Below are 20784 nucleotides of genomic sequence, written 5' to 3'. Positions count from 1 at the left end.
GCGACCCCAGCGACCCCAGCGACCCCAGCGACCCCAGCGACCCCAGCGACCCCAGCGACCCCAGTTCCGGAAGCGGTAACAATTCCCTCTTCGACACCTCCAACCTGCGAGTCGGTTTCATCGGCTCTCAATACATCGTGCGAGAAGACGACGGAACCGTAAGTCTGACCCTCGAACGCTCCGACGCCATCGCCACCACCACCGTAGAGTACAGTACCCGCGACGGATCTGCCCAAGCCGGAAGCGACTACACCAGCACCTCCGGCAGCGTCACCTTTAACCTCGGCGAAGTCCGCAAAACCGTCACGATTCCCCTCACCAACGACAGCGACGACGAAGGAGACGAAACCTTTAAAGTTACCCTAACCAACATCGACGGCGGCATTCTCGACAGTTCCGATGAAGTAACCGTCACCATCGAAGACGACGATAACGTGCCTACACCGTCAACGGGTAGTTTACCCGCCGCGATCGACAGTACCGTTGTGAAGTTTACCCCCAGCGACGACGAAGCCAGCATCGCCGCCACCAGCGCCCAACGTTTGACCGTCGGCACCCAAACCCTTTACATCGGCACGCACCAAGCCAGCAGTAACAATCAAAACCCCATCATCGCCAGTTTCGACAGCAGCAACCCCAGTAACAACTGGATACGCACGGACTACGAAAGCACTGGCGCAGATGGCCGCGGGTACGGCTTGTTCTGGAACGGCAGCAACCTCTACGCCGTCTTCAGTACCGACGGCACTCAAGGTTCTGTTAGCGAAGACTGGCGGCGAGCCAGCGGTGACGCCACTCAAAACTGGTTGAAGAATTACGGGGCTGGTGGCGGCGCCAAGGTTTCCGTTATCGGTCAAATTGACTTAGCCACAGGGGAGTTACAAAGTGCAGCGTACCTTTCGGCGCAGTTGAGCAACGGCAATAGTAACACTCTGACGATTACAGACGTTACGACCAACAGCAGCGGAAACCTCATCGTCAGCGCCCAATCTTTCTTCAGTCCCCGCAATCCGGACGGGACAGCTATGACGCAGGTCGGTTCTGGCGGCTCGCCCTTCGACTACACCTTAGAAATTTCGCCAGATCTTCGTACTGTCGTCGATACTTCTGCCGTGGGTTGGGTTTAACTTCTACGACTGACGTCGAAACCCGGTTTTTTAACGAAATTTCGCGAACGAAGCGCGAATTCAAAACGCCAAACCGGGTTTCTTGACCTGAAACGCCGTTACGGGGGTTCAGGTTGAAATTGAGCTTACGAGACCGAAGCCGCTTGTTCTAAGCTGTCGGAAATAGCTTGACGGTATTCGCTCTTCTGTTTGACGCCTTTGAGTTCGGCCACTTTGTCTTTGTCTTTAAAAATTTGTACCGTCGGCGTTCCGATGACGCCCGCCGCTTGGGCGATTTCCGGGTCGTCTACGATGTCGATTTCCACGAAATGAATGCGATCGACAAACTCGTCAATAACGCGATCGAAAATCGGTTTGAGCATATGGCACGGTCCGCAGGTGGGCGAAACGTACTTGACGATGACGGGGCGATCGCTCTCGTGATACAGCTTACGCAACGCATAACTACCGCGATGCCGCGTTTGACTGGGATCGAAGGTTTCTTCCGAATCCGCCTCGGGTTTGGCTTCCGTATGTTCTGGAGGGGCGCCCTGGCCTTCGTGATGGAACTCCGTCGCCAACCCTTTTTCCGACAACCAACGCTCGGCTAACATCGCCCCCATACATCCGCTTCCGGCGGCGGTAATCGCTTGGCGGAATTCGTGGTCTTGTACGTCTCCCACGGCGTACACCCCTTCAACGCTGGTTTCCACCGAACCGTTGCGGGTGTTAACGTAGCCCACCTCGTCGAGGTCGATTTGACCTTGGAAAATTTGCGTGTTCGGCGTGTGACCGATCGCATAAAACAACCCTTGCACCGGAAGTTTCCCTTCTTCGCCCGTTTGGGTGTTGACGATATTCAACCCCTGGAGTTTGCCGTTTTCGCCGTAAACGTCCGTGGCTTGCGTGTTCCAGTGAACCGTAATTTTCGGATGTTCCAACACCCGATCTTGCAGGGTTTTGCTGGCCCGCATTACGTCGCGGCGAACCAGCATATGGACGTGAGTGCCGTATTTGGTCAAGAAAACGGCTTCTTCTGCGGCCGTGTCGCCTCCGCCGATAACCGCCAGTTCCACATTTCTAAATTGAGGTGCTGCGCCGTCGCAGATAGCACAGGCGGAAATTCCCGTGTTCCAGAAGTCTTTTTCGTGGGGAAGGTCGAGCCGTTTGGCGGTGGCGCCAGTGGCGATGACGATGCTGTGGGTTTTGATTTCCCGTTCGTCGGAACGCACGGTAAAGGGACGCTGGCTGAGATCGACTTCGGTAACGTCCTCGGTGTAGAGTTCGGCCCCCCAGCGCACCGCTTGGGCTTTCATGCGGTCCATCAGTTGGGGGCCGGTGATGCCGTCGGGAAATCCGGGGTAGTTCTCGACTTCGGTGGTGGTCATTAACTGACCGCCGGGAATCCCCCCCATTTGGTAGCCCTCGAAAACCACGGGTTTGAGGTTGGCGCGAGCGGCGTAGATGGCGGCGGTGTATCCGGCCGGCCCCGAACCGATAATGACTAAGTTTTCAACGACGGTGTTACTCATGGCTCGTATATAAAATCATAATGACTATGACTAGATGGATCTAGTATACTCACAATTTTCGCAAAAAAGGAAGCGCAAACGCCAAGGGGAGCAACCGAACGGTTGCTCCCCTTGGCGGACTCGTCTGAAATTCATCTGAAATTCCTCGAGTCGAGTCGCTTCGAGTAACAAGCTCAAGGAGCTTAGCTGAGGGATTCGAGGAAATCCCGCACGCGGTTTCGGCGTTTGGGCTGACGCAGTTTTTGCAGAGCTTTGGCTTCAATTTGACGAACGCGCTCGCGAGAGAGTTCGAGGGCGCGGCCGATTTCAGCGAGGGAGTAGGGGGTTTCGCCGCCCAAACCGAAGCGCAGGCGAATCACGTCCCGTTCGCGGCTGCTGAGATCTGCCAGAAGCTGGTGGAGTTCCCGTTGCAGGGACTCGCGCATGAGTAAATCTTCGGGGGAGGCGTCGTCGGTTTCGAGGAGTTCGCCGAGTTCGGTGTCTTTTTCTTTGCCGACTTTCGCATCGAGGGAGATCGATCGCGGAACGCGCAACATGACTTCGCGAATTTGCTCGGAAGTCATGTCGAGTTCTTTGGTGATGTCGTCGATGGTGGGGGTGCGTCCGTTGTCTTGAGCGAACTGACGCTGTGCTTTTTTAATTTTGTTGAGTTTTTCCGTGATGTGAACCGGAAGGCGAATCGTGCGGCTTTGGGTGGCGATCGCTCGCGTAATCCCTTGACGAATCCACCAATAGGCGTAGGTACTGAAACGATAGCCTCGAGTGGGATCGAATTTTTCCACCGCCCGTTCCAAGCCGATGGTACCTTCTTGAATCAAATCGAGGAGTTCCAAACCCCGTTTTTGATATTTTTTGGCAACGGAGACGACCAAGCGCAAATTGGCTTTAATCATGTGCGCTTTGGCGCGAATCCCTTCAGCTTGAACCTGTTCGAGTTCTTCGAGGGACAGTTCCGCCAGTTTCGCCCAACGGCGTTTTCCGGCTGAGAGGGTGGGTTTGAGTTTCGACACCTCGATCTCCGCCTCTTTAGCCCACCGTTCGAGGGACGGACGATGACCGAGTTGTGAGGTGAGTCGATCGCGGGTGCGAACCAAACGGACGCAGCGTTGCATGAGTTCGTCGCCGCGATCGGCGGCTTGTTGGCGCACCTCCAATAAATTCACGTAGCGTTGAACTTTCTGCGCTTCAGAGACTTCTTCGTCGCGACCGAGAAGATTGACTTTCCCGATTTCTTGCAAGTACAGACGGACTAAATCCGTGGTGGTGCGACTGGTGCGAACGAATTCGTCAGCATCAGCATATTCGACTTCCATGCCCGAGGCGCGATCGAGGTTGTCCTCGTCTGCCTTGGCTTCGGTATCGGCCGCCAGTGCGTCTAATTCGTCCGTTACAAAACGATCGTCGTAATCAGATTGGGTGTAAGAAGTCGTTCCTGGCATAATACTCGTCTCAATCCCTCCAGGTAAACAGGGGTCAGTGGATGTGATTTCCGTTACGTCTGCTGCACCTTTTTCGTACCGAGTCGAAACCTTCGATCGATGCTGGCGCGGTGACGGCCCCCAGTGAACGAACTGACAATTGCCTGTAAAAGCTTTGAGGCAAACAGGTATTCAATTGCCGAAATCCATAGGTTTTTACGGACTAAAATTAGTATAGGGAGTTCCTAAACTTTACAAAGTGATTTGCGTCAAACCACCACGCTAATCTTCATCACTTTTTGCCCAGATTCCCAATCAATCGGCAAAAATTTAAATTTTCTTCACTAAAATTAAAGAATATTAAAGTTTCTGAAAAGTTGTATTCCAGACAACAGACAGTCTCGTGGGGGGGTGAAGCGAAAGGGAGGGATGAGGAGGTGAGATGATGATGAGATGACGAGCTGAAGAGCTGAAGAGCTGAGATGATGGGAGAAACTGTCAACTCTGCCAATTAACTGTCTTGATTGTTTCCCGTTCCCGGTTCCCTACCCAAAAGAAAACCTTTTGGACTATCTGGTTATCTCATTATCTCATCATCCCATTATCTCATCATCTCACGATCCCAGGAAAAGTCTAATCGTCAGGTTCGATCGAGCTGCTCAAACCGTGACGTCGAAGCGTTTCGCAGTAGAACTCAGCATGTTCCTGAGCGCAGGTGATGACGAGCGCCATTCCGTTGGTGTGAGCTTCCATCATGATGCTGACGGCTTGGGGTTGCGTGATGCTCGGAACCGTCTTTATCAGAGTTTGCACGACGTACTCCATCGTGTTGAAATCGTCGTTATGCAGCAAAACCCGATAACGGGGGGCGTGTTTGCGAACGGTCGAACGTTTTTCGATGGTTTCAACAGACACGATTGGATCTCCTGAATAGACGGTTTACAGTTCTTTATTTTAGAATGGGTTTAAAGGCAGAGATATATTAACTTTTTAGATGAAAGCGATCGCGGATACATAACTGCCAAGTTGTGGATGTTAGAATACAACAGAAGAGACGTTTTCATTCGTCTGTGTGTAGGAACGAACCGAGATTTTCTCGGGACAGCGTCAAGTTAACAGCACGCTCGAATTCAGTCAGAGGTAATCGATATGGTACCCGTCTACGTTGTCGCACTCGCGATCGCAGGTAGCTCGATCTGGTGGTTCCGCCAAACCTCTGAGGACATCTACTGTATCCTAGCAGGTGGAACAGCTTTAATCAGTTTAATTTTGGGGTTTGCCGCCGCTCCCTGGCCGGTTCAAGTCGGAATCGTCACCGCTCTGATGTTGTTAGAGCGGTTTTACATCGAACAACAGCGTCGTCGCGACGCGCTATGGCGTTAACCTGGTGATAAACAAGTTTCCTTCAAATTCAACCGAATCTGCGTTTTATCCGGTCTCCGTCGTCGTCCCAATTTATAACGGCGAGGCGGACGTACCGGATTTAATTTCCTGTTTAAAAGGGCAAACTTACCCTCGAGAAAAGGTTGAATATCTGCTGGTGGATAATAACAGCAGCGATCGAACCCTCGATCTCCTCAAAGACGTCGCCCAAGGGGCTGATTTTCCCCTGCATCCGCTCTCTGAAACCGAGATTCAAAGTTCCTACGCCGCCCGCAACACGGGAATTCGCGCCGCCCGTCACGACCTGTTGGCGTTTACCGACGCCGATTGTCGCCCCGAGTCCACTTGGCTGGAAAACCTCGTCAAACCCTTTCAAAATCCCGAGGTGGGATTGGTGGCGGGTGAAATTCAAGCCCTCGCCCCGAAAACTTTTCTCGAACGCTACGCCGAACGATATAAAGTCCTCTCGCAAACCTACACCCTGGAACATCCCTTTTGTCCCTACGGACAAACGGCGAATTTAGCGGTTCGTCGGGAAGCCTTCGTGAAAGTGGGCTTGTTTCGTCCCTATCTGACGACGGGGGGAGATGCGGATATGTGCTGGCGGATTCTGCGTCAAACCGATTGGAAACTGGAATTCGCCGAAACCGCTGTCGTCCGACACCGCCATCGGGCGACTTTAGAAGAACTCTATAAACAATGGCGGCGATACGGACAGTCTAACCGCTACTTACATGAGTTGCACGGCGTCGATTTGCAGCCGGAGAAATCCCTTGAAGAGGCGACTCGTCAAATTCTGCGGTGGATGGTGAAGGAGTTCCCGGTTTCGATGGCGAAGTGGATTTTGGGAAAGGGGACGATGGTGGAGATGTGGGCTTCTCCGATTGGATGGTATACCGGACAGGCGCGATCGCGCGGCCAGCAAGACGCTAAACTTCCTGAAATTGCCAGAAAAATCGAATGGTTGGAGGATTCGCCGCCTCCAGCGGAAACTTGACAGCCTAGAAATTGTCACGAGAGGGATGCGATCGCCCCGTTTTCCAGATCACGATGAAAAAAGACGATCTGGGAAATTGGGAACTCGCGATGCGTGTTGGGTTGTTTTCGATGGTATTGATGTTGTGGGGTGGAACTGTCCTCGTCAGTCCGGCGGTGGCGACTACCACCCTCGAGGAAACTTCAGAAGAACGGGTTCAAAGCTGGCGAGAGTGCGATCGCGAAGTTGCCGCTTTTGAAACCGAAGACGTTTATATTAATATTTGCCAGCGCAACGATGGCGAACTGGTGGGTTTGGCGCGATCGAAAGCAGGGGACGAAGAAATCCGCTTCAGCAACGTTCGCCCCCTCGACGGAAACAGTTATTGTTTAGACGGATCGGAATCGACGACCTATCTCGTCACCCCCTACGAAGTGGAAGTTTGGCAACACAATCGTTTAGTGAGAGTCGATCGGGTTCTCGAACAGTATTAATCCGCTACCCAAGCAGATCCCGCACTCGTTCCGGAGTTAACTCGCGAACCGTCTTGACGACGAGTTTCGCCCCCGCCTCCGTTAACAATTGCGTGTATTCCGCCTGACGTTCTGGGGTGGTTTGTACGTGGGGCGGTAACACGCCGACGCCAATCCAAGAACGAGAGGGATCTGCTTCGGCGGCTTTCGCCACAGCGTACAAGTCGGCGACGGTATCTCCAGCGTAAAGGGCGGGGAGTGGTGTCGAAACTTCCGCCCGTTCCTCTAACTGTTTCACCGTGGCGAAAAGTCCCGTCGGATCGGGTTTTCCGGGGGCGTCTTCCATGGCCACTAACACCGGATCGGCTAAGCCGATGCGTCGTTGTAGGATGTAACTGGCCGAGCCGCGCGTGGCGCCGCTGAAGAAGCCCCAGAGAATTTGAGCCTTTGTGAGGCGGTCGAAATAGGGAACGTCTGCTAAAAGGGGTTCTTGACAAATGTAACCCGTCCAATTGTCCGGATTTTCCGCGTCTTCGCCGCGATAGCGGGATTGGAAAAAGTCCACCAGCGTCTCGAAATCGATCGAAACGCGCGATCGATCCGTTCCTTGGGACTCGAAATAACGCAACACCAACTCCTGGGAGCCTTCCCAGTCGTTGTTCCAAATGCCTTCGGCTTTGAGTCGATCGATATCTTCGGGGGTCGGACGATACGCCCCGTCGGTGAAGCGTTCGACGGTATCGGCTAAAGCGCGACGGTAAGAGCCGCCCACATCGCGAATCACGCCGTCAATGTCGAAGACAGCGATGGCGACGGGGGCGGTGGGTTCGGGACGAATGCGATCGATCACGACAATTCCTCGTTCGGCGTTGGTGCTGGTTCGTAGAACACAGTATAATGATAATTTGCAAAGTTTTGACACCATATTGGGAGGTCTATATTGTCCCGATTCATGCTGAAAGTCCTCTGGTTAGAGGACAACGTTGCCATTGCCGTTGACCAAGTGGTTGGAAAAGGCACCAGCCCCTTGACGACCTATTTCTTCTGGCCGAGAAACGACGCTTGGGAACAGCTCAAAAACGAGATGGAAGCCAAGCACTGGATTTCGGAAGTCGAGCGCGTGGAACTGCTCAACAAAGCCACCGAGGTCATCAACTACTGGCAAGAAGAAGGCAAGAAAAAATCCATGGCCGAGGCGCAAACCAAATTTCCCGAAGTCGGATTTACGGGGAGCAAATAGCCCTCGCGCCAACCGCCATCGCACGATAAGATCGCTACTGCGGCTTTCGTGTCGCGACCCGTTTTCGAGTCGAAAGCGGGTTTTTCAATTGGTCAGAGGGGAAAATCAGAGGGGAAAAGAGGGGGAAACTGTGACGAATTCCGCCGCGACGAATTCAGCAACGTTACAACGGGCGATCGCCAATGCCATCAGTTTTAATATGTCCGCCCGAGGGCGAGTGGCTTTACCGGGAGTGCAGGGGGCTGTGGAACCCTACGCCAAACGGTTAGAACGGCTGTTCGCGGGTTTGGGAAAACCGTTTTCGGCGAAGGAACTGGTGACGCTGTGCGAAAACCTGGCCAAAAGCCTGGAAAGGGCCGCCCAACAGGACTCGCCGACACAACTGCTCGTGAGTTACGAACCGGCATCGTTTCCCCGTCAGGGATTGGTGTACGGCGTGCAGGTGGTGAAAACGGAAGCGCCGATTAACGCCCTGTTGGCGCAGGGACAGTTGATTTTACCTTGCGTTCCGGCGTTGTGCGATGCCTATTTGAAACAGTTAACGAGTTTGTTTGCGGGGTTGACGTATCCGTTGAACGAGGAACAGATCGATCGCCTGCGCCAGATGTTGCAGCGGGAGTTGGACAAAGGTTTCCTGCTTTCCCCTCAATCGCGGATTCGGGTGGTGTACGGAACGGGGACGCCTCCGCAAACTGGGTTGAATTGTAAAGTCTCCGTGGCGACGCGATCGCTCTCGGAACAAGCGCGAGATATCCTCGCCAAAACGCCGGATTATTTGGCAAAACTGCCGTCTCTGACGAAAGTTTCCGATGTCGGCGAATCGATCGATCCCTCAGACAGTACCGCTCTCGTCGCCACCGTCGGCACTGCCCAACACGCCCTTCCCCTGGCGCGTCGCGGCTTTACGGTGGAAGCCTTCGAGTTAGCGACGCCCTTCGCCCAGAAATTGCGAGATATGGCGGAGTCGGACAACCTCGCGATTTCCGTCGCGGCGGAGGATATTCTCGATCCTCTGGTGTCGCTGAAACCGAATTATTACCGTTTGGCGGTGGTGAGCGAAGTGGCTTCTCGCCTGCGCGACAGCGATGCGTTAAAAGCTTTACTCTCCAAACTCGCCAACGCCCTCGTTCCTGGCGGAACCTTGTTGTTGAACCTGTTTTTAGCCGACGAGGGCATGGAATTCGATCGCGGGGTGTTAGAAGCGGCGAGGGCTGCCAATTCTACCATTGTGACTCGATCGCAACTCGAGGAAATCTTAACGGATATCCCCCTAACTCCCACCGACGAAACCCCAGTTCTCGAATACGAACGCCAACACCGTCCCGAAGACGCCCCCAAACTCGATTCCTGGTATCTGCGGTGGGCGGCGGGACAACAGGTATTTGCCATGTCCAACCCGCCGATTTCCCTACATTGGCTGACGTTGGAGCGCGTTGGCGAGGCTGAGGCTGAATCCTCGGAACCGGTTCAGTTGTGATGAAGGAATGAGGGGATTAGGGGATGATGGGATGATGTTGCGATCGGGGTGATGGGGGGTCGGTGCGTGACGATTTCTCGGTCTAACGATTCACACCCGATGTTTCAAGTCACGCACCCTACGATTCTCTACGCTGCCAAACAATGACCTACTTTTTCATCGGAGGTGCAGCCAGAACGGGAACGACGGTGTTAAACGGAATTCTCTGCAACGCGCCAGAAACCAATCCGTTTATCGCTGAAGCGAGCTATTTTGCTTACGTTCTTTCGACGTACTCTCGTGGAAAATACCTGTGGAAGGTTGAAGGAGATACCTATTTCGACGATTTGCAGGATTACGCCGCGTTTTCCCGTCCTTGGGTGACGGCGTTTTTAGAGAAAACTACACGCCGCTATGCTAACGCCAAACATCTGGTTCTCAAATCTCCGGAACTGACGAAATACTTCCCCGATTTGTTCGAGTTGGTGTCCGATGCGAAGTTTCTGATTTTGCTGCGCGATCCTCGCGATGCGATCGCCTCTCTGCTACAAGTGGGAGACAAACTCAAAAATAAAGGAGACAATCCGACTTTAGTGCGAATGCTGGAAACCTCGGATATGACGGGATTAGCGCAGTTTTACAACGCCTATTACCGCCCCTGTCAACGTTGCCGAGATGCGGAGTTTTGGAGTCGGACTCGTTACGTTCGGTACGAGGGATTGGTGCGCCATCCCCAAACGGCGATCGAACAACTCGAAACCTTTACCGGGTTGTCGCTGAAGGATTTCGACCCCCGCCAAACCTGGAAACGCAGCCGTCTCGATTTCGATCGACTCCCCGAACGCTATCGCCCCTGGTGGTCTACGCCACTTTACGGCAAAGGCCTCTCTGCCGACAGCATCGGACGTTACCGCCAGGTGCTTTCGCCGCCGCAAATTCGCGATATCGAACGGGAATGTGCGGAGATTTTCGAGTTAGGAGGATATCGCCGCGACGCATTCTTTTAATGCTTGAACTCTGTCAAAATCCCTGTTCGAGAATCCACGTCAAAATAGGAATAAGATCCATAGGATACGACCATGCCCAAATGGACGTTAACAACAGAATTCACCTTCGATAGCGCCCACTACATCGAAGATTATGACGGACCCTGCGGACGGTTGCACGGCCACACCTATCGTGTGCGCGTCACCGCCAGTTCGACGAAACTTCACCCGTCAGAATACTGCCCCCATCCCGTGATGGTGGCGGATTTCCGCAGTTTGCGTTGGGCGAAACGGGACTCGATGAAAGGTGGTTTAGATCACGGAGTTTTAAACGAGTTGTTACCGAAAGAATACGCGACGACCGCCGAAGAAATCGCTCGCTATATTTACAACGAAACCAAAAACCGCGTTCCTGAAGGGATTGACTTAAAAGTTGCTGTGTCCGAAACGCCGAATTCTTGGGTTGAATACGAGGATTAATGGGGGAATCTCTCGGTTTCCCTCTTAATATCCCTCTGAAGTCTTCAGATCCCCGGCATCTTGGAGATGCCGGGGATCTAGAGCGCCAGAACGGGATTCAGGATTTCTGCCTTTCCCGCATCTCCAAAAACCCGACTTTTTAACGGGTTTTAATTATTGACAAAATATCAAAAATATGATAATAGGGGTCTGTGTCGTCTATTCGCCCCAAACCTATGGCTGTCGTTGTCTTCGGAAGTCTCAATCTCGACTTAGTTACGCAAACGCCCCGACTTCCCGTGGCGGGGGAAACGATTCGAGGGGACAACTTTTTTACCAGTTCTGGGGGAAAAGGGGCGAATCAAGCGGTAGCGGCGGCGCGTCTGGGGGCTTCGACGAAAATGGTGGGGCGCGTGGGGGGCGATCGCTTCGGCGAACAACTCCTCAACGGATTGCGAGACAGCGGCGTGGACGCGGCGGGAGTACGGGTAGACGAGAAGACCTATTCCGGCGTGGCGGTGGTGTCGGTAGACAGAAGCGGAGAAAACGCCATTGTCATCGTTCCCGGCGCGAACGGAGAAGTGGATGAGTCGGACGTACAGCGTTTGAAAGCCCTGTTGACAGACGCCAAGGTGTTGTTGCTGCAATTGGAAATCCCGACTCCGGCGGTGGAGGCGGCGGCGAAAGCGGCGCAAGAGGCGGGGGTAACGGTAATTCTCGATCCCGCTCCGGCGTCGGACTTTTCTGAATCGCTATACGAATACGTGGATATTTTGACGCCTAACGAAATCGAAGCCAGTCAACTGTTGGGGGTGTCGGTCAACGATCCGGAAACGGCGTTACAGGCGGCGTCCGCGTTTCGGCGTCGGGGAGTCAAACGGGCGATCGTGACGTTGGGGGCGCGAGGTGTGGCTTACGCCACGGCGGAGGAAGCGGCGTTCGTTCCCGCGTTTGCGGTGGAGGTGGTAGATACTACGGCGGCGGGAGATGCGTTTAACGGGGCGTTGGCGGCGGCGATCGATCGCAGATTGTCTTGGCTGGATGCTTTGCGCTGGGCGATGACGGCGGGGGCGCTCTCGGCGACGACGGTGGGGGCGCAGCCGTCGATGCCGGATTTGGCGATGGTGGAAGAGGCGCTTCGGGGGGTCGAAGATATAGATTGAAGTTCGAGAATTGAACGATTGAAAAAGCTCGAGACAGTATCGATCGCAATCTTCGCCCTCAGAATTTCTCGAACCACACGATGAGTCCCTGCATAATCATTTCCACCGAAATGGTGCCGATAAACAAAGCGGCAATTCGTCCGACTACTTCGATGGATCTTTCGATGAAGGGTTCTCGATGGGGACGGACGAGATCGTGGGCTAATTTGAGTATGACGACGAGGGCGATCGAAACGAAAACAGCCACGACTACCGCCAAGCAAGCAATGAGAGGATCGTGTCGTTCGCCGATGACGACACTGGCGCTAAGGGTTCCCGGCCCGATAAAGACCGGCATGGCGATCGCCCCAGCCAGGTTTTTTGATTCGCCTCGCAAAATAGAAATGGCCGTCGGACCTTGAAAGACAAATTCCAGACCGATGAGAAGAAAAACAATTCCGCCGAAAATCTGAAACGAGGCGAAATTGGCCTGTAAGACATTGGAAAATATGGCGTCGCCGAGAATGGCAAAACAGCAAAAGACGGCTGTGGCAATTAAACCGGCTTGTATCAAAACCCACGCAAAGGGTTTCAACTTCAGCTTTTGTACGACATCGATGAGATAAATAATAACGAGAAACGGGTTGAGCAAGACGAGGAGCAAAGCCGCAGATCTGAGGAAGTCTGTCATGGGTTCGATCTCGGAATTCTGCATACCGCCTTCGATTTTCGTCGAAGGCGCTTCTCGTCTAATCTAACCATTTTGAGCCTCAACGCCTCACGTCATCTCCGCCTGCTTTGGCCAAAACGGCGACGCCGATAACGGGAATTCTGGCGTTTTTCAGGGCGCGAGTCGCTTCGCGGACGGTGGTTCCAGTGGTGTAAATGTCGTCAAAGAGGAGGACGGGATGTTTGGGTTTGCGGCGGTGAAAGGCTTTTCCGAGAGCGATCGCCTCGTTCAGGGTTTGACGCCGTTGTTCGGGGTTGAGGTCGAACAAGGCTTGGGTATTTTTGACTCGCGTTAATCCGTGAGATTGCAAAGGAAAGCGTGCGATCTCGCAGAAGTGTTTGGCCAGGAGTTCGGCTTGGTTGAATCCCCGTTGGCGTTGTTTGTCCGGGTGCATGGGAACCGGAACGACGGTAAGTCGTCTCTCTCGAACAGGAGGGGTTTTCAGCCACGCTCGTCCGATGTCATGTCCGAGGGGACGAGCCAGTTGGGGATGGTTTTCGTATTTGAGGGCGGCGATCGCCCGTTTGAGGGTTCCGCTATAATTGCCCCAGGCGAAAACCGGAACGTCGCCGCGCCATAACTGTTGAGGGTGAGAACGGCGACAGCGTTGGAGTTGTCGGGAACAGGCGGGACAGAGTTCGCCTTCGGCGGGGCGATCGCACAAGGGACAGTTGGGATGTAAAAACAGGTCGAGAATTCGATCGAGCAGACGCACTTTTTCGCTGAAGTAAAAGAACGACTCTCATTGTAGAAAAAACTGCGATCCAAACGGCGCTCGCTCTCGTCAAACCGAAGTCTTTAAACAGAAGTCCTTTCGCGAGAGCGAGCGCCCAATGATGCTTGAGTGGGAACAACTTCGAGACGGCCTTGGTAACAAGCTGTCCTTTGTATCCCGATGGCGTTTTTCGGCTTAGCGGCGACGGCTTTGGCGGTGACGGCTGGCGATCGCAGCACTGACAACTAAACCCAAACCGAACAGGGTGGAGGGTTCGGGAACGCCCGCCGGGTCGATGGATTCCATTATCACGACGAAATCGTTGTAGTCGAAGTCTGCGTAAGTATGGCCTTCCGGTAAGTCCTCAAAGGCGATGATAAACTCGTTGTCCGTAAAAACACCAGGTTGTACGCCGGGTAAGTCTAATACCGTGGAGTTATCCCCTTGATAAATGGCGCTGTGTTGCCGCCCGTCGGAGTTCAGGGAAATATCGGAGAAGAACGTATCGCCTTCGGGGTTTTCTAGATAAAACCCGAAGATATTGCCGAAATTGGCAATCGTTTGTGTGACCGTCGATCCCACTGGATCGATCTCTGTCGTATTAATCAGCAGATCCCCACCGCTGAGAAAATCTACAATGGTGCGATCGGCCTCGTCGTGAAAACCGTCAAACAACTCGGCTTTGACACCGTCCTGGTTGAAAATGCCAAATTTGTTACCGGAGGCGAAGCCAGCTACTTCAAACATCAGACGACCTATCGAACCACCGCTGGCGGTGTTGGTGAAGTAGTCGAAACCTGTGTCCTGGGTGGTATCGATGCCACCGCTAACCGTCATGTCGTCGAGCCGACTTTGTAACGAACAGGTTCGATCGAGGGGATCGCCTGAAGCGGCCGGATCGCAGTCGATCGAGGTGCCAAACGAGATCGCAGATGCAGGTGACGCACCGAGAATCGTGCTACTGAGTACGAGTGCCGTACCCGTTGCGACAGTTGAGAGTTTGCTGGAAAAACACATTGTCATAATCTTGCCCCTGTTTCGTTCTTGCGTATATTTGCTTAATTATTTTCTAGTATTTAGTATAAACATTCTCACTAAAAAATACGGTAGTTTTACGTAAAAATTCATGTCTACTTTAAATAAGAACCGTTATTTCACGGTTAATAGGTAGAATTCTCAAAGTTGGTAGAAAGTCGGGAACATCGATTGTCGCCTCTCCAAGCCGTCGCTCTCGATATCGCGTCGGCTGGCTGAGAACGATAAAATCCGGATATAGTGCGATTGAGGGGCGCCAAGTATGCCGGAAGAAGTGTTTCCGATCGATCGAGCCGGGTCGATCGAATGCCCTTGGAGTGGAGAGCGGGGATTTTACCTAGGGCGACTCGCGCCGAAAAATTACCCCGTTTTATGGGGAATTGTGGTTTCATCCCGCGTTTTTCGAGAATTTTGGCAAAATAATACTTGGGAAAATCCGCTGTTGGCTGAAATCTCCCATACCGCCCTGCACTTACAAGCGGACGACGCCCAACAACTTCAAGCGATCGCCCGACAAATTCGCGAAGCCCTCCTAACAGCGGAATTACCCACACCTGGGTTCGATCGACTGCTGGAAGCGGTGTCATCTCTCTCGACCTCTGGAATCGTCCTCCATCCGTCTTTATACATAGAAGGCGAGGGCGATACCTCGGATTATGCCGATTCCCTCGAGAGCCAAACGAGTCCCAACGACCCCGCCTCGGTCGTCCTGGCCTTAAAACGCACCTGGGCCGAGCTGTTCCGGGCGCGAAGTCTCCTCTGTTGGCAACAGTCCAATATTTCCCTCGATCGCCTGTATCTTTCCGTTCTCCTACAACCGCTCGATCGCGTCCTCGCGACAGGGTTCCTACGATCGGACAGGACGCACTTCCATATCGCTGCGACCTCGGGACGCTTCGATAGTTTCGTCGAAGGGGTCGTCATTCCCGACCTCTACCGCATCGACGCCGCTGGCCACACCGTTGTCAACCACCAAAGCGGCGTTCGACTCTGTAAGTACGACCTCGATCCCGCAACCGCCGAGGTGCGAGTCGTCGGTATCCCTCCCGAACGACAGCAAGACCCGGTTCTCGACGCCGAACAACTGAAAACCCTACTGCACTGGGGGCGCAAACTCCAAACCGAGTTCGTTCGACCGTTTTCCGTTCAATGGGAATTCGTCGCCACCGAGAACGGAACAGAATTCTATTTGAGTCAAGTCTATCCGGACGAAAGACTGTGGCGAGACGATTGGACGATCGCCGCTTCTCCGGCTTCGACCCCACAGCCCTTATCCGACGACTCGCCGCCGCCAACTTCCACCGATGCACCGCTGGCGACCTCGCCTCCCCTGACGCTGTGGGGTCTTCCTGCTTCTTCGGGACAAGCGATCGCTCCCCTGTTTGTCGTGCGGTCCGATCGCAAAGATACTATCACCCCTCCCCTCGATCGCATCCTCGTCGTCTCGAGTTTGGAACCGACAGACTTTTCTCTGTTAAAGCACGCGGTGGGACTCGTGATGGAAACGGGTAGTTTGACCAGTCACGGGGCGATTTTAGCGCGGGAGTTAGGCATTCCGGCGGTGGTTGGCGTCTCCGAGGCTACGCAGCAACTCCAAACGGGACAATCGATGCGTCTCGACGGCGATCGCGGCGAGTTGACGTCCAACCCCGACACCGCCGAGACAAAAACGCCGAAACCGTCTTTAGGGTCCTGGGAAGGCACCTCAGAGGTTCGGGGAACTCAGCTAACGGTGATGGTGAGTCAGCCGAGTTCTCTGACGGCTGAGATGAGATCTGCTGAAGCGATCGCTCTCGCGGACGGGATAGGACTGATTCGTTCGGAGTTGATGGCGGTGGAAGTGTTGGAAGGACGTACTCCAACGGACTGGGTGCGGAACGGTCGCACGACGGAACTGGTCGATCGCTTGACGGAGGGACTCTTGCAATTTACGCGCACCGTCGCCCCCTATCCGGTGTACTATCGAACCTTCGATGGTACGACGGGTTCTCCCTTGGGCGTCCGGGGAACCTTCGCCTACACGCAGGATTCTCACGCCTTCGATTGCGAGTTGGCCGCCCTGAAACGGGTGCGAGATGCCGGATACGCTAATTTACATTTGGTTTTACCGTTCGTGCGATCGCTCGAGGAATTCGAGTTTTGCCGCCAACGCTGCTATCGTCTGGGATTGACGGAACAACCCTCGTTTGAATGTTGGTTGATGGCGGAAGTGCCGTCAGTGTTGTTTTTGCTAGAAGATTACGTGGCCGCAGGGGTTTCGGGAATCGCGATCGGCACCAACGATTTAACGCAGTTGCTCTTGGGGTTCGATCGCGAAAACAGTTCGATGGCGCAGTCTTTCGAGTTACGACATCCGGCGGTGTTGCAGGCGATCGCGCAGTTGGCCAAAGCCGCCCGTCGCTTGGGGATTCCCTGCAACGTTTGTATCGATACGGTATCGGTTCGACCCGAGCTTATCGATCGCCTCGTTCGCTGTGGCGTCACGGGGATTTCGGTACGACCCGACGCGATCGCGCGATCGCACGCGGCCATCCTCCGCGCCGAACGACGCTTGTTATTAGACTTAGCCCGAGAACGTCTCCAGCTTTGAGGCAATGTTTCACTGCAAAAACATCCAGAACGCCGAGATCTCGAGCCTTTGAGGGACTTCAGGTTTCGCTTTCCCCACTTACCTCGTCACGCCGATAATGCTCCAACCGTTGCTCGTACACCGCCCTTAACTCTTCAAACGTCACCTCCGGCTGTCCGTGTCCCGAACCCGGCAAACTCGCCCATTCTCGCTGAATCGCTTTCATCGCCCCGTCGAAATCTCCTGCTTCTATCTTTTCTAACCCACCCCGTCGGCGAATGAGTTCCACGGCAGCCAAGTCTTGAGATTGGGGGGAAAAGTCTGTCAGCTCAGTGGTTTCGACCACAGAATCGTAAGTGGAACTGAGCATTTGGTAGCGTCCAGCCGCGTCGGAACAGAGGTGTTGTCCGTAGTATTTTGCACAGCGCACTTGTCGGGGATGGTCGCTAAAGTTAGAAAATTCGTCGAAGGTAAAAATGGTTTGATAGCCCAGGGCGTCGTGGGTGCCTTCGGCGAAAGCGATGGTGTCGAGGAGGGCGCGAAGTTCTGGAGATAAGTCTTGAGAGGCGGTATCGATAAAGGCATTCGATCGCGATCGCCCCTTGCGATCGAACCTGACCAAATCAACCACGTGATTCACTTCTCGCGACATCAACCGTACCGCGCCGTCGAATTCCCGTGTCAGCAACCATCGAAAACTGGGAAACACCAAAGTGGCAATCGGAACCACCACCAACACAACCAGTAACGTTCGTTTGAGAAAGAGCCGAACCAGTCGTTTCTGTCGCCGCCGTCGCTGTCGTAAATAGTGCAGTCGAGCCGTGGCCGCAATTTGGCGGCGAGGTTTGCCAGGGGGAACAGAACGAGAAGTGCTAGAAGAATCGGAGCGGGGTGCGAGCCTCATTCACGCTTTCGCTTTTGTTATGTCACCAAACGCTAGAACTCTAGTGTACACGCTAATAAAAGCATGGGGATCGCCGATCGATCCCCGAAATCGATCGGAAAGGGAACCGCACCGACATTACCCGCTCGTCAGTGGAGAAACCCGGTTTAGCGTTCCGACTTTTCCGCTGAAATACCTGAATTTCCTTAAAAACCGACTTTCTACCTCAGTCCTATTGCAAAGATTTATGTCGGCTTACGTTGACATAGCCACCCCAAAAATGTAAAAATAGATACAGAATAAACTCTGTTAATAGCATCTAAGTCCAGATTTCGGCAGCGAAGTCTCGACCTCTAGGTAAATCTCTTTGTTGTCTCGGACTCAGGAAACTGAACCATATGAAACTCTGTTATCGCGGCGTTCGGTACGAACCCAATCCCCCCACGCTAGAAATGACCGAAAGCGAAATTCTAGCCACCTATCGCGGGCAATCCTATCGAATGACCTATCCGCGCCACATCCCCGTTCCGCAACCCGTTGCGGAATTTAAATATCGCGGCGTTCCCTATCGGACGACAGAAACCGGCCGCATCGAAACCGCCGACGGTCGCCCCGTCTCTGCTACAGCCAGCACCGCCACGGACGTGAGCCTGAGCGAAGTTGCCCGCATCCACCAGGAAAACCTGTGCCGACGGCTCTCGGAACGCATCGACGCCGCCAAAGCCCAAGGCAACCAACAACTGCTCGAAATTCTCGAACGGGAAAGCGAACAACTCGTCTGTTCTCGTTAACTTCCCGTTAAAACCCGCGAGTTCTTCTCAGCCACAAGCACACAAGACGACTCGAAACACAACTCGAAACACAACTCGAAATACTTGGAACCCTCGAAAAATTTGGGATACAAAAGCCGGGACGCTTCACCGCGTCCCCTTTTTGATGGCTATTTGACACCTAATTTCAATCTCTAATTGAGAGCTTGCCTGAGATACCCAGCACCTCTCGAGATCCCCGGCATCTCTAAGATGCCGGGGATCTGGCGATTGGGTTTGGCCTCTAATCGCGAATCTGCACGGGCATGACCAAATGAGTCATCTTCGTACCGCCCAACGGCGTTAAAATCACCGGAGACACCGGAGTATTGAGCTGCATTTGAATTTCCGTCGATTGCAGGTTCCGCAGCGATTCCATCACGTACTTCACGTTAAAAGCAATTTCGATACTGTCCCCAGACACCTGTACCGGAAGCACTTCGTAAGCACTGCCAACATCAGCAGCGTCCACGCTCAACGCGAGCTGCTGCGCCTCCGCATCGAAGCTAAACTTGACGATATTGTTTTTGCGATCGGCGATCGCGGCAATCCGTTCCAACGCCCCCAACAGTTGGCGTCGTTCCACGTTCACCTGATTCTCGAACTGGCGGGGAATTAACTGACGGTACGCCGGATACGAACCTTCCAGCGTCCGACTCGTCAGCCGTCGGTCTTCAATCTCAAACACCGCTTGACCCTCATCGAAATGTAACGCGATGAGGTCAGTTCCGGCGCGTTTGCCGATAATCCGCTCTAATTCCCGCAACGCTTGCGCGGGAACCGTCACCTCAAAAGCTTCTCCCTCTTCGAGTTCCGGTTTGGGGGTCTCTTCGTCTTCTAAATTCACCGCTTCCACCACCGCGAGACGGTGGCCGTCCGTGGCGGCGAATTCCAAGCCGTCCGCCTTCATCATCAGGTGAACCCCCGTTAGCACCTGCTTGGTTTCGTCGGAACTGGTGGCGAAGAGAGTTCCCCGCAAGCCTTCGATGAGCGCTTCGGTACTCAGTCGCACGACTTTACCGTTTTCGATCGCGGGAAGTTCGGGAAACTCTTCCGAACTCATCCCCTGCACCTGGTAACGTCCCGAAGCTGAGGTGAGGGTGGTTTGCGTCGTATCTGGTTCGTTTTCTACCGTGATTTCACCGTCGGGAAGACGAGACACGATATCGTTGAGGAGCTTCGCCGGAAGTGCGATATCGCCTCCGGTTTCGATTTGGGCCGGTAGGCTGACGCGAATGCCCAAACTTAAATCGAAAGCAGTCAGTTGCAGGCGTTGCTTGTCCGCGTCCGCCGTCAAGCGCACGTTGGCTAAAACCGGGTGAGTGGGACGAGAGGGGACAGCGTGGGTAGCAAGGGACAAGTGGGCGTTGAAATCCCCTTGGGTACAGACCAGTTTCATGAGAACGTTTCGGATAGGATAGCGATCGAACGTCGGACGGTCGTTTGACCCCAAACTTCGTCAAAAAACGTCTAAAAAACACAATCGCCCTCCCCTCGCCGTGAAGAGAGAACGTATTGAAGAAAAATTCAGTGAAGTTTGGGCGCACGACCCGTCAACCTTCTGAGGTTGACATCTTCACCGCCGAAGGAAAGACGGTGATTCCCAAACCTCGCGATTTGGGTTCCTGCTTCCTTCCCCTTCGACTACGCTCAGGGGTTTTTCGCAGTTGCTCTCGGGAATCAATCCTTCAAGTCTTACACTCGCTCCACAGGCTGTAACGGTGTGTCCCACCGCCAAAAGTTCAATTCGATTTCGGAATGTGAGTCTAACTCACTAACTTGATTTTCGTTAGTTCGTTTACCCACTCACGTCTAGTTTACCATGCTAAGTTAAAGCCGTCCTAGGGTAAAAGACCCAAAATTTTCGATCGA

The 20784-nt window shown here is 53.8% G+C and carries 20 protein-coding genes; 11 read left to right on the top strand and 9 right to left on the bottom strand.

The window, feature by feature from the left end:
• A partial coding sequence (locus ACP5D4_RS02285) for a Calx-beta domain-containing protein (protein WP_428009998.1) occupies window positions 1-1127 on the top strand: 1127 nt, incomplete at its 5' end.
• 125 nt (window positions 1128-1252) lie between these two features.
• On the opposite strand, the gene trxB is transcribed toward ACP5D4_RS02285, so the two are convergent.
• The 3 genes from trxB to clpS form a co-directional block, all read right to left on the bottom strand.
• Window positions 1253-2638 carry a thioredoxin-disulfide reductase gene (trxB, locus tag ACP5D4_RS02280; RefSeq protein ID WP_428009997.1) on the bottom strand — a complete coding sequence of 462 codons (1386 nt, stop codon included), beginning with the start codon at window positions 2636-2638 and terminating at the stop codon, window positions 1253-1255.
• Window positions 2639-2820: 182 nt separating this feature from the next.
• Complete coding sequence (gene sigC / locus ACP5D4_RS02275) at window positions 2821-4077, bottom strand: RNA polymerase sigma factor SigC (RefSeq protein WP_428009996.1); 1257 nt, start codon at window positions 4075-4077, stop codon at window positions 2821-2823.
• 612 nt (window positions 4078-4689) lie between these two features.
• Window positions 4690-4971, bottom strand: coding sequence for an ATP-dependent Clp protease adapter ClpS (gene clpS, locus ACP5D4_RS02270; protein ID WP_428009995.1), 282 nt, complete (start codon window positions 4969-4971; stop codon window positions 4690-4692).
• A 234-nt stretch (window positions 4972-5205) separates the two neighbouring features.
• On the opposite strand from clpS, the gene ACP5D4_RS02265 reads away from it, so the two are divergent.
• The 3 genes from ACP5D4_RS02265 to ACP5D4_RS02255 are packed head-to-tail and all read left to right on the top strand — an operon-like array spanning window position 5206 to window position 6909.
• Window positions 5206-5439, top strand: a complete 234-nt coding sequence (locus ACP5D4_RS02265) for a hypothetical protein (protein ID WP_428009994.1) — start codon at window positions 5206-5208, stop codon at window positions 5437-5439.
• A 4-nt stretch (window positions 5440-5443) separates the two neighbouring features.
• Window positions 5444-6436 carry a glycosyltransferase gene (locus tag ACP5D4_RS02260; RefSeq protein ID WP_428009993.1) on the top strand — a complete coding sequence of 331 codons (993 nt, stop codon included), beginning with the start codon at window positions 5444-5446 and terminating at the stop codon, window positions 6434-6436.
• A gap of 53 nt (window positions 6437-6489) precedes the next feature.
• On the top strand, window positions 6490-6909 hold the full coding sequence (locus ACP5D4_RS02255) for a hypothetical protein (RefSeq protein ID WP_428009992.1): 420 nt from the start codon (window positions 6490-6492) through the stop codon (window positions 6907-6909).
• A 4-nt stretch (window positions 6910-6913) separates the two neighbouring features.
• On the opposite strand, the gene ACP5D4_RS02250 is transcribed toward ACP5D4_RS02255, so the two are convergent.
• Window positions 6914-7738: a TIGR01548 family HAD-type hydrolase gene (locus tag ACP5D4_RS02250; protein WP_428009991.1), complete on the bottom strand. Its 825-nt coding sequence runs from the start codon at window positions 7736-7738 to the stop codon at window positions 6914-6916.
• A gap of 90 nt (window positions 7739-7828) precedes the next feature.
• Between ACP5D4_RS02250 and ACP5D4_RS02245 the strand changes: the two genes are divergently transcribed.
• From ACP5D4_RS02245 to rbsK, 5 genes are all read left to right on the top strand, one after another.
• The gene (locus ACP5D4_RS02245; protein WP_428009990.1) at window positions 7829-8128 is read left to right on the top strand and encodes a 30S ribosomal protein PSRP-3; all 300 of its coding nucleotides are present in this window, start codon (window positions 7829-7831) and stop codon (window positions 8126-8128) included.
• Window positions 8129-8258: 130 nt separating this feature from the next.
• The gene (locus ACP5D4_RS02240) at window positions 8259-9605 is read left to right on the top strand and encodes a class I SAM-dependent methyltransferase (protein ID WP_428009989.1); all 1347 of its coding nucleotides are present in this window, start codon (window positions 8259-8261) and stop codon (window positions 9603-9605) included.
• 143 nt (window positions 9606-9748) lie between these two features.
• A complete protein-coding gene (locus ACP5D4_RS02235) occupies window positions 9749-10591 on the top strand; it encodes a sulfotransferase family protein (RefSeq protein ID WP_428009988.1) in 843 nt (280 codons plus the stop codon).
• Between the two features lie 72 nt (window positions 10592-10663).
• Window positions 10664-11050 carry a 6-pyruvoyl trahydropterin synthase family protein gene (locus tag ACP5D4_RS02230; RefSeq protein WP_428009987.1) on the top strand — a complete coding sequence of 129 codons (387 nt, stop codon included), beginning with the start codon at window positions 10664-10666 and terminating at the stop codon, window positions 11048-11050.
• A gap of 215 nt (window positions 11051-11265) precedes the next feature.
• Window positions 11266-12192, top strand: coding sequence for a ribokinase (rbsK, locus tag ACP5D4_RS02225; RefSeq protein WP_428009986.1), 927 nt, complete (start codon window positions 11266-11268; stop codon window positions 12190-12192).
• A 58-nt stretch (window positions 12193-12250) separates the two neighbouring features.
• Here the strand turns inward: rbsK and ACP5D4_RS02220 are convergent, their stop codons facing one another.
• The 3 genes from ACP5D4_RS02220 to ACP5D4_RS02210 form a co-directional block, all read right to left on the bottom strand.
• Complete coding sequence (locus tag ACP5D4_RS02220) at window positions 12251-12886, bottom strand: MarC family protein (protein WP_428009985.1); 636 nt, start codon at window positions 12884-12886, stop codon at window positions 12251-12253.
• A 55-nt stretch (window positions 12887-12941) separates the two neighbouring features.
• On the bottom strand, window positions 12942-13616 hold the full coding sequence (locus ACP5D4_RS02215; RefSeq protein WP_428009984.1) for a ComF family protein: 675 nt from the start codon (window positions 13614-13616) through the stop codon (window positions 12942-12944).
• A 195-nt stretch (window positions 13617-13811) separates the two neighbouring features.
• Window positions 13812-14639, bottom strand: a complete 828-nt coding sequence (locus ACP5D4_RS02210; protein ID WP_428009983.1) for a DUF4114 domain-containing protein — start codon at window positions 14637-14639, stop codon at window positions 13812-13814.
• A 274-nt stretch (window positions 14640-14913) separates the two neighbouring features.
• Here ACP5D4_RS02210 and ACP5D4_RS02205 point away from each other — a divergent pair, with 274 nt between their 5' ends.
• Entirely contained in the window at window positions 14914-17241 is a 2328-nt protein-coding gene (locus ACP5D4_RS02205) for a putative PEP-binding protein (RefSeq protein WP_428009982.1), read from the top strand.
• Between the two features lie 58 nt (window positions 17242-17299).
• On the opposite strand, the gene ACP5D4_RS02200 is transcribed toward ACP5D4_RS02205, so the two are convergent.
• Window positions 17300-18124, bottom strand: coding sequence for a glycoside hydrolase family 24 protein (locus ACP5D4_RS02200; RefSeq protein ID WP_428009981.1), 825 nt, complete (start codon window positions 18122-18124; stop codon window positions 17300-17302).
• A 377-nt stretch (window positions 18125-18501) separates the two neighbouring features.
• On the opposite strand from ACP5D4_RS02200, the gene ACP5D4_RS02195 reads away from it, so the two are divergent.
• Window positions 18502-18894, top strand: a complete 393-nt coding sequence (locus tag ACP5D4_RS02195; RefSeq protein ID WP_428009980.1) for a DUF4278 domain-containing protein — start codon at window positions 18502-18504, stop codon at window positions 18892-18894.
• Between the two features lie 262 nt (window positions 18895-19156).
• Here the strand turns inward: ACP5D4_RS02195 and dnaN are convergent, their stop codons facing one another.
• Window positions 19157-20311, bottom strand: a complete 1155-nt coding sequence (dnaN, locus tag ACP5D4_RS02190; RefSeq protein ID WP_428010004.1) for a DNA polymerase III subunit beta — start codon at window positions 20309-20311, stop codon at window positions 19157-19159.
• Window positions 20312-20784 lie beyond the last annotated feature (473 nt).

This window comes from Baaleninema sp. (assembly GCF_049974805.1).
GTDB lineage: Bacteria > Cyanobacteriota > Cyanobacteriia > Cyanobacteriales > Geitlerinemataceae > Baaleninema.
The sequence above is the reverse complement of the archived record's forward strand: the minus strand, read 5'-3'. Positions and strand labels throughout refer to the sequence as shown.

Excerpts from the sequence above, each read along its gene's own strand:
- trxB (WP_428009997.1), bottom strand. The coding sequence starts at position 2,638 with ATGAGTAACACCGTCGTTGAAAACTTAGTCATTATCGGTTCGGGGCCG.
- sigC (WP_428009996.1), bottom strand. The coding sequence starts at position 4,077 with ATGCCAGGAACGACTTCTTACACCCAATCTGATTACGACGATCGTTTT.
- ACP5D4_RS02265 (WP_428009994.1), top strand. The coding sequence starts at position 5,206 with ATGGTACCCGTCTACGTTGTCGCACTCGCGATCGCAGGTAGCTCGATC.
- ACP5D4_RS02255 (WP_428009992.1), top strand. The coding sequence starts at position 6,490 with ATGAAAAAAGACGATCTGGGAAATTGGGAACTCGCGATGCGTGTTGGG.
- ACP5D4_RS02235 (WP_428009988.1), top strand. The coding sequence starts at position 9,749 with ATGACCTACTTTTTCATCGGAGGTGCAGCCAGAACGGGAACGACGGTG.
- ACP5D4_RS02230 (WP_428009987.1), top strand. The coding sequence starts at position 10,664 with ATGCCCAAATGGACGTTAACAACAGAATTCACCTTCGATAGCGCCCAC.
- rbsK (WP_428009986.1), top strand. The coding sequence starts at position 11,266 with ATGGCTGTCGTTGTCTTCGGAAGTCTCAATCTCGACTTAGTTACGCAA.
- ACP5D4_RS02220 (WP_428009985.1), bottom strand. The coding sequence starts at position 12,886 with ATGCAGAATTCCGAGATCGAACCCATGACAGACTTCCTCAGATCTGCG.
- ACP5D4_RS02210 (WP_428009983.1), bottom strand. The coding sequence starts at position 14,639 with ATGACAATGTGTTTTTCCAGCAAACTCTCAACTGTCGCAACGGGTACG.
- ACP5D4_RS02205 (WP_428009982.1), top strand. The coding sequence starts at position 14,914 with ATGCCGGAAGAAGTGTTTCCGATCGATCGAGCCGGGTCGATCGAATGC.
- ACP5D4_RS02200 (WP_428009981.1), bottom strand. The coding sequence starts at position 18,124 with ATGAGGCTCGCACCCCGCTCCGATTCTTCTAGCACTTCTCGTTCTGTT.
- ACP5D4_RS02195 (WP_428009980.1), top strand. The coding sequence starts at position 18,502 with ATGAAACTCTGTTATCGCGGCGTTCGGTACGAACCCAATCCCCCCACG.
- dnaN (WP_428010004.1), bottom strand. The coding sequence starts at position 20,311 with ATGAAACTGGTCTGTACCCAAGGGGATTTCAACGCCCACTTGTCCCTT.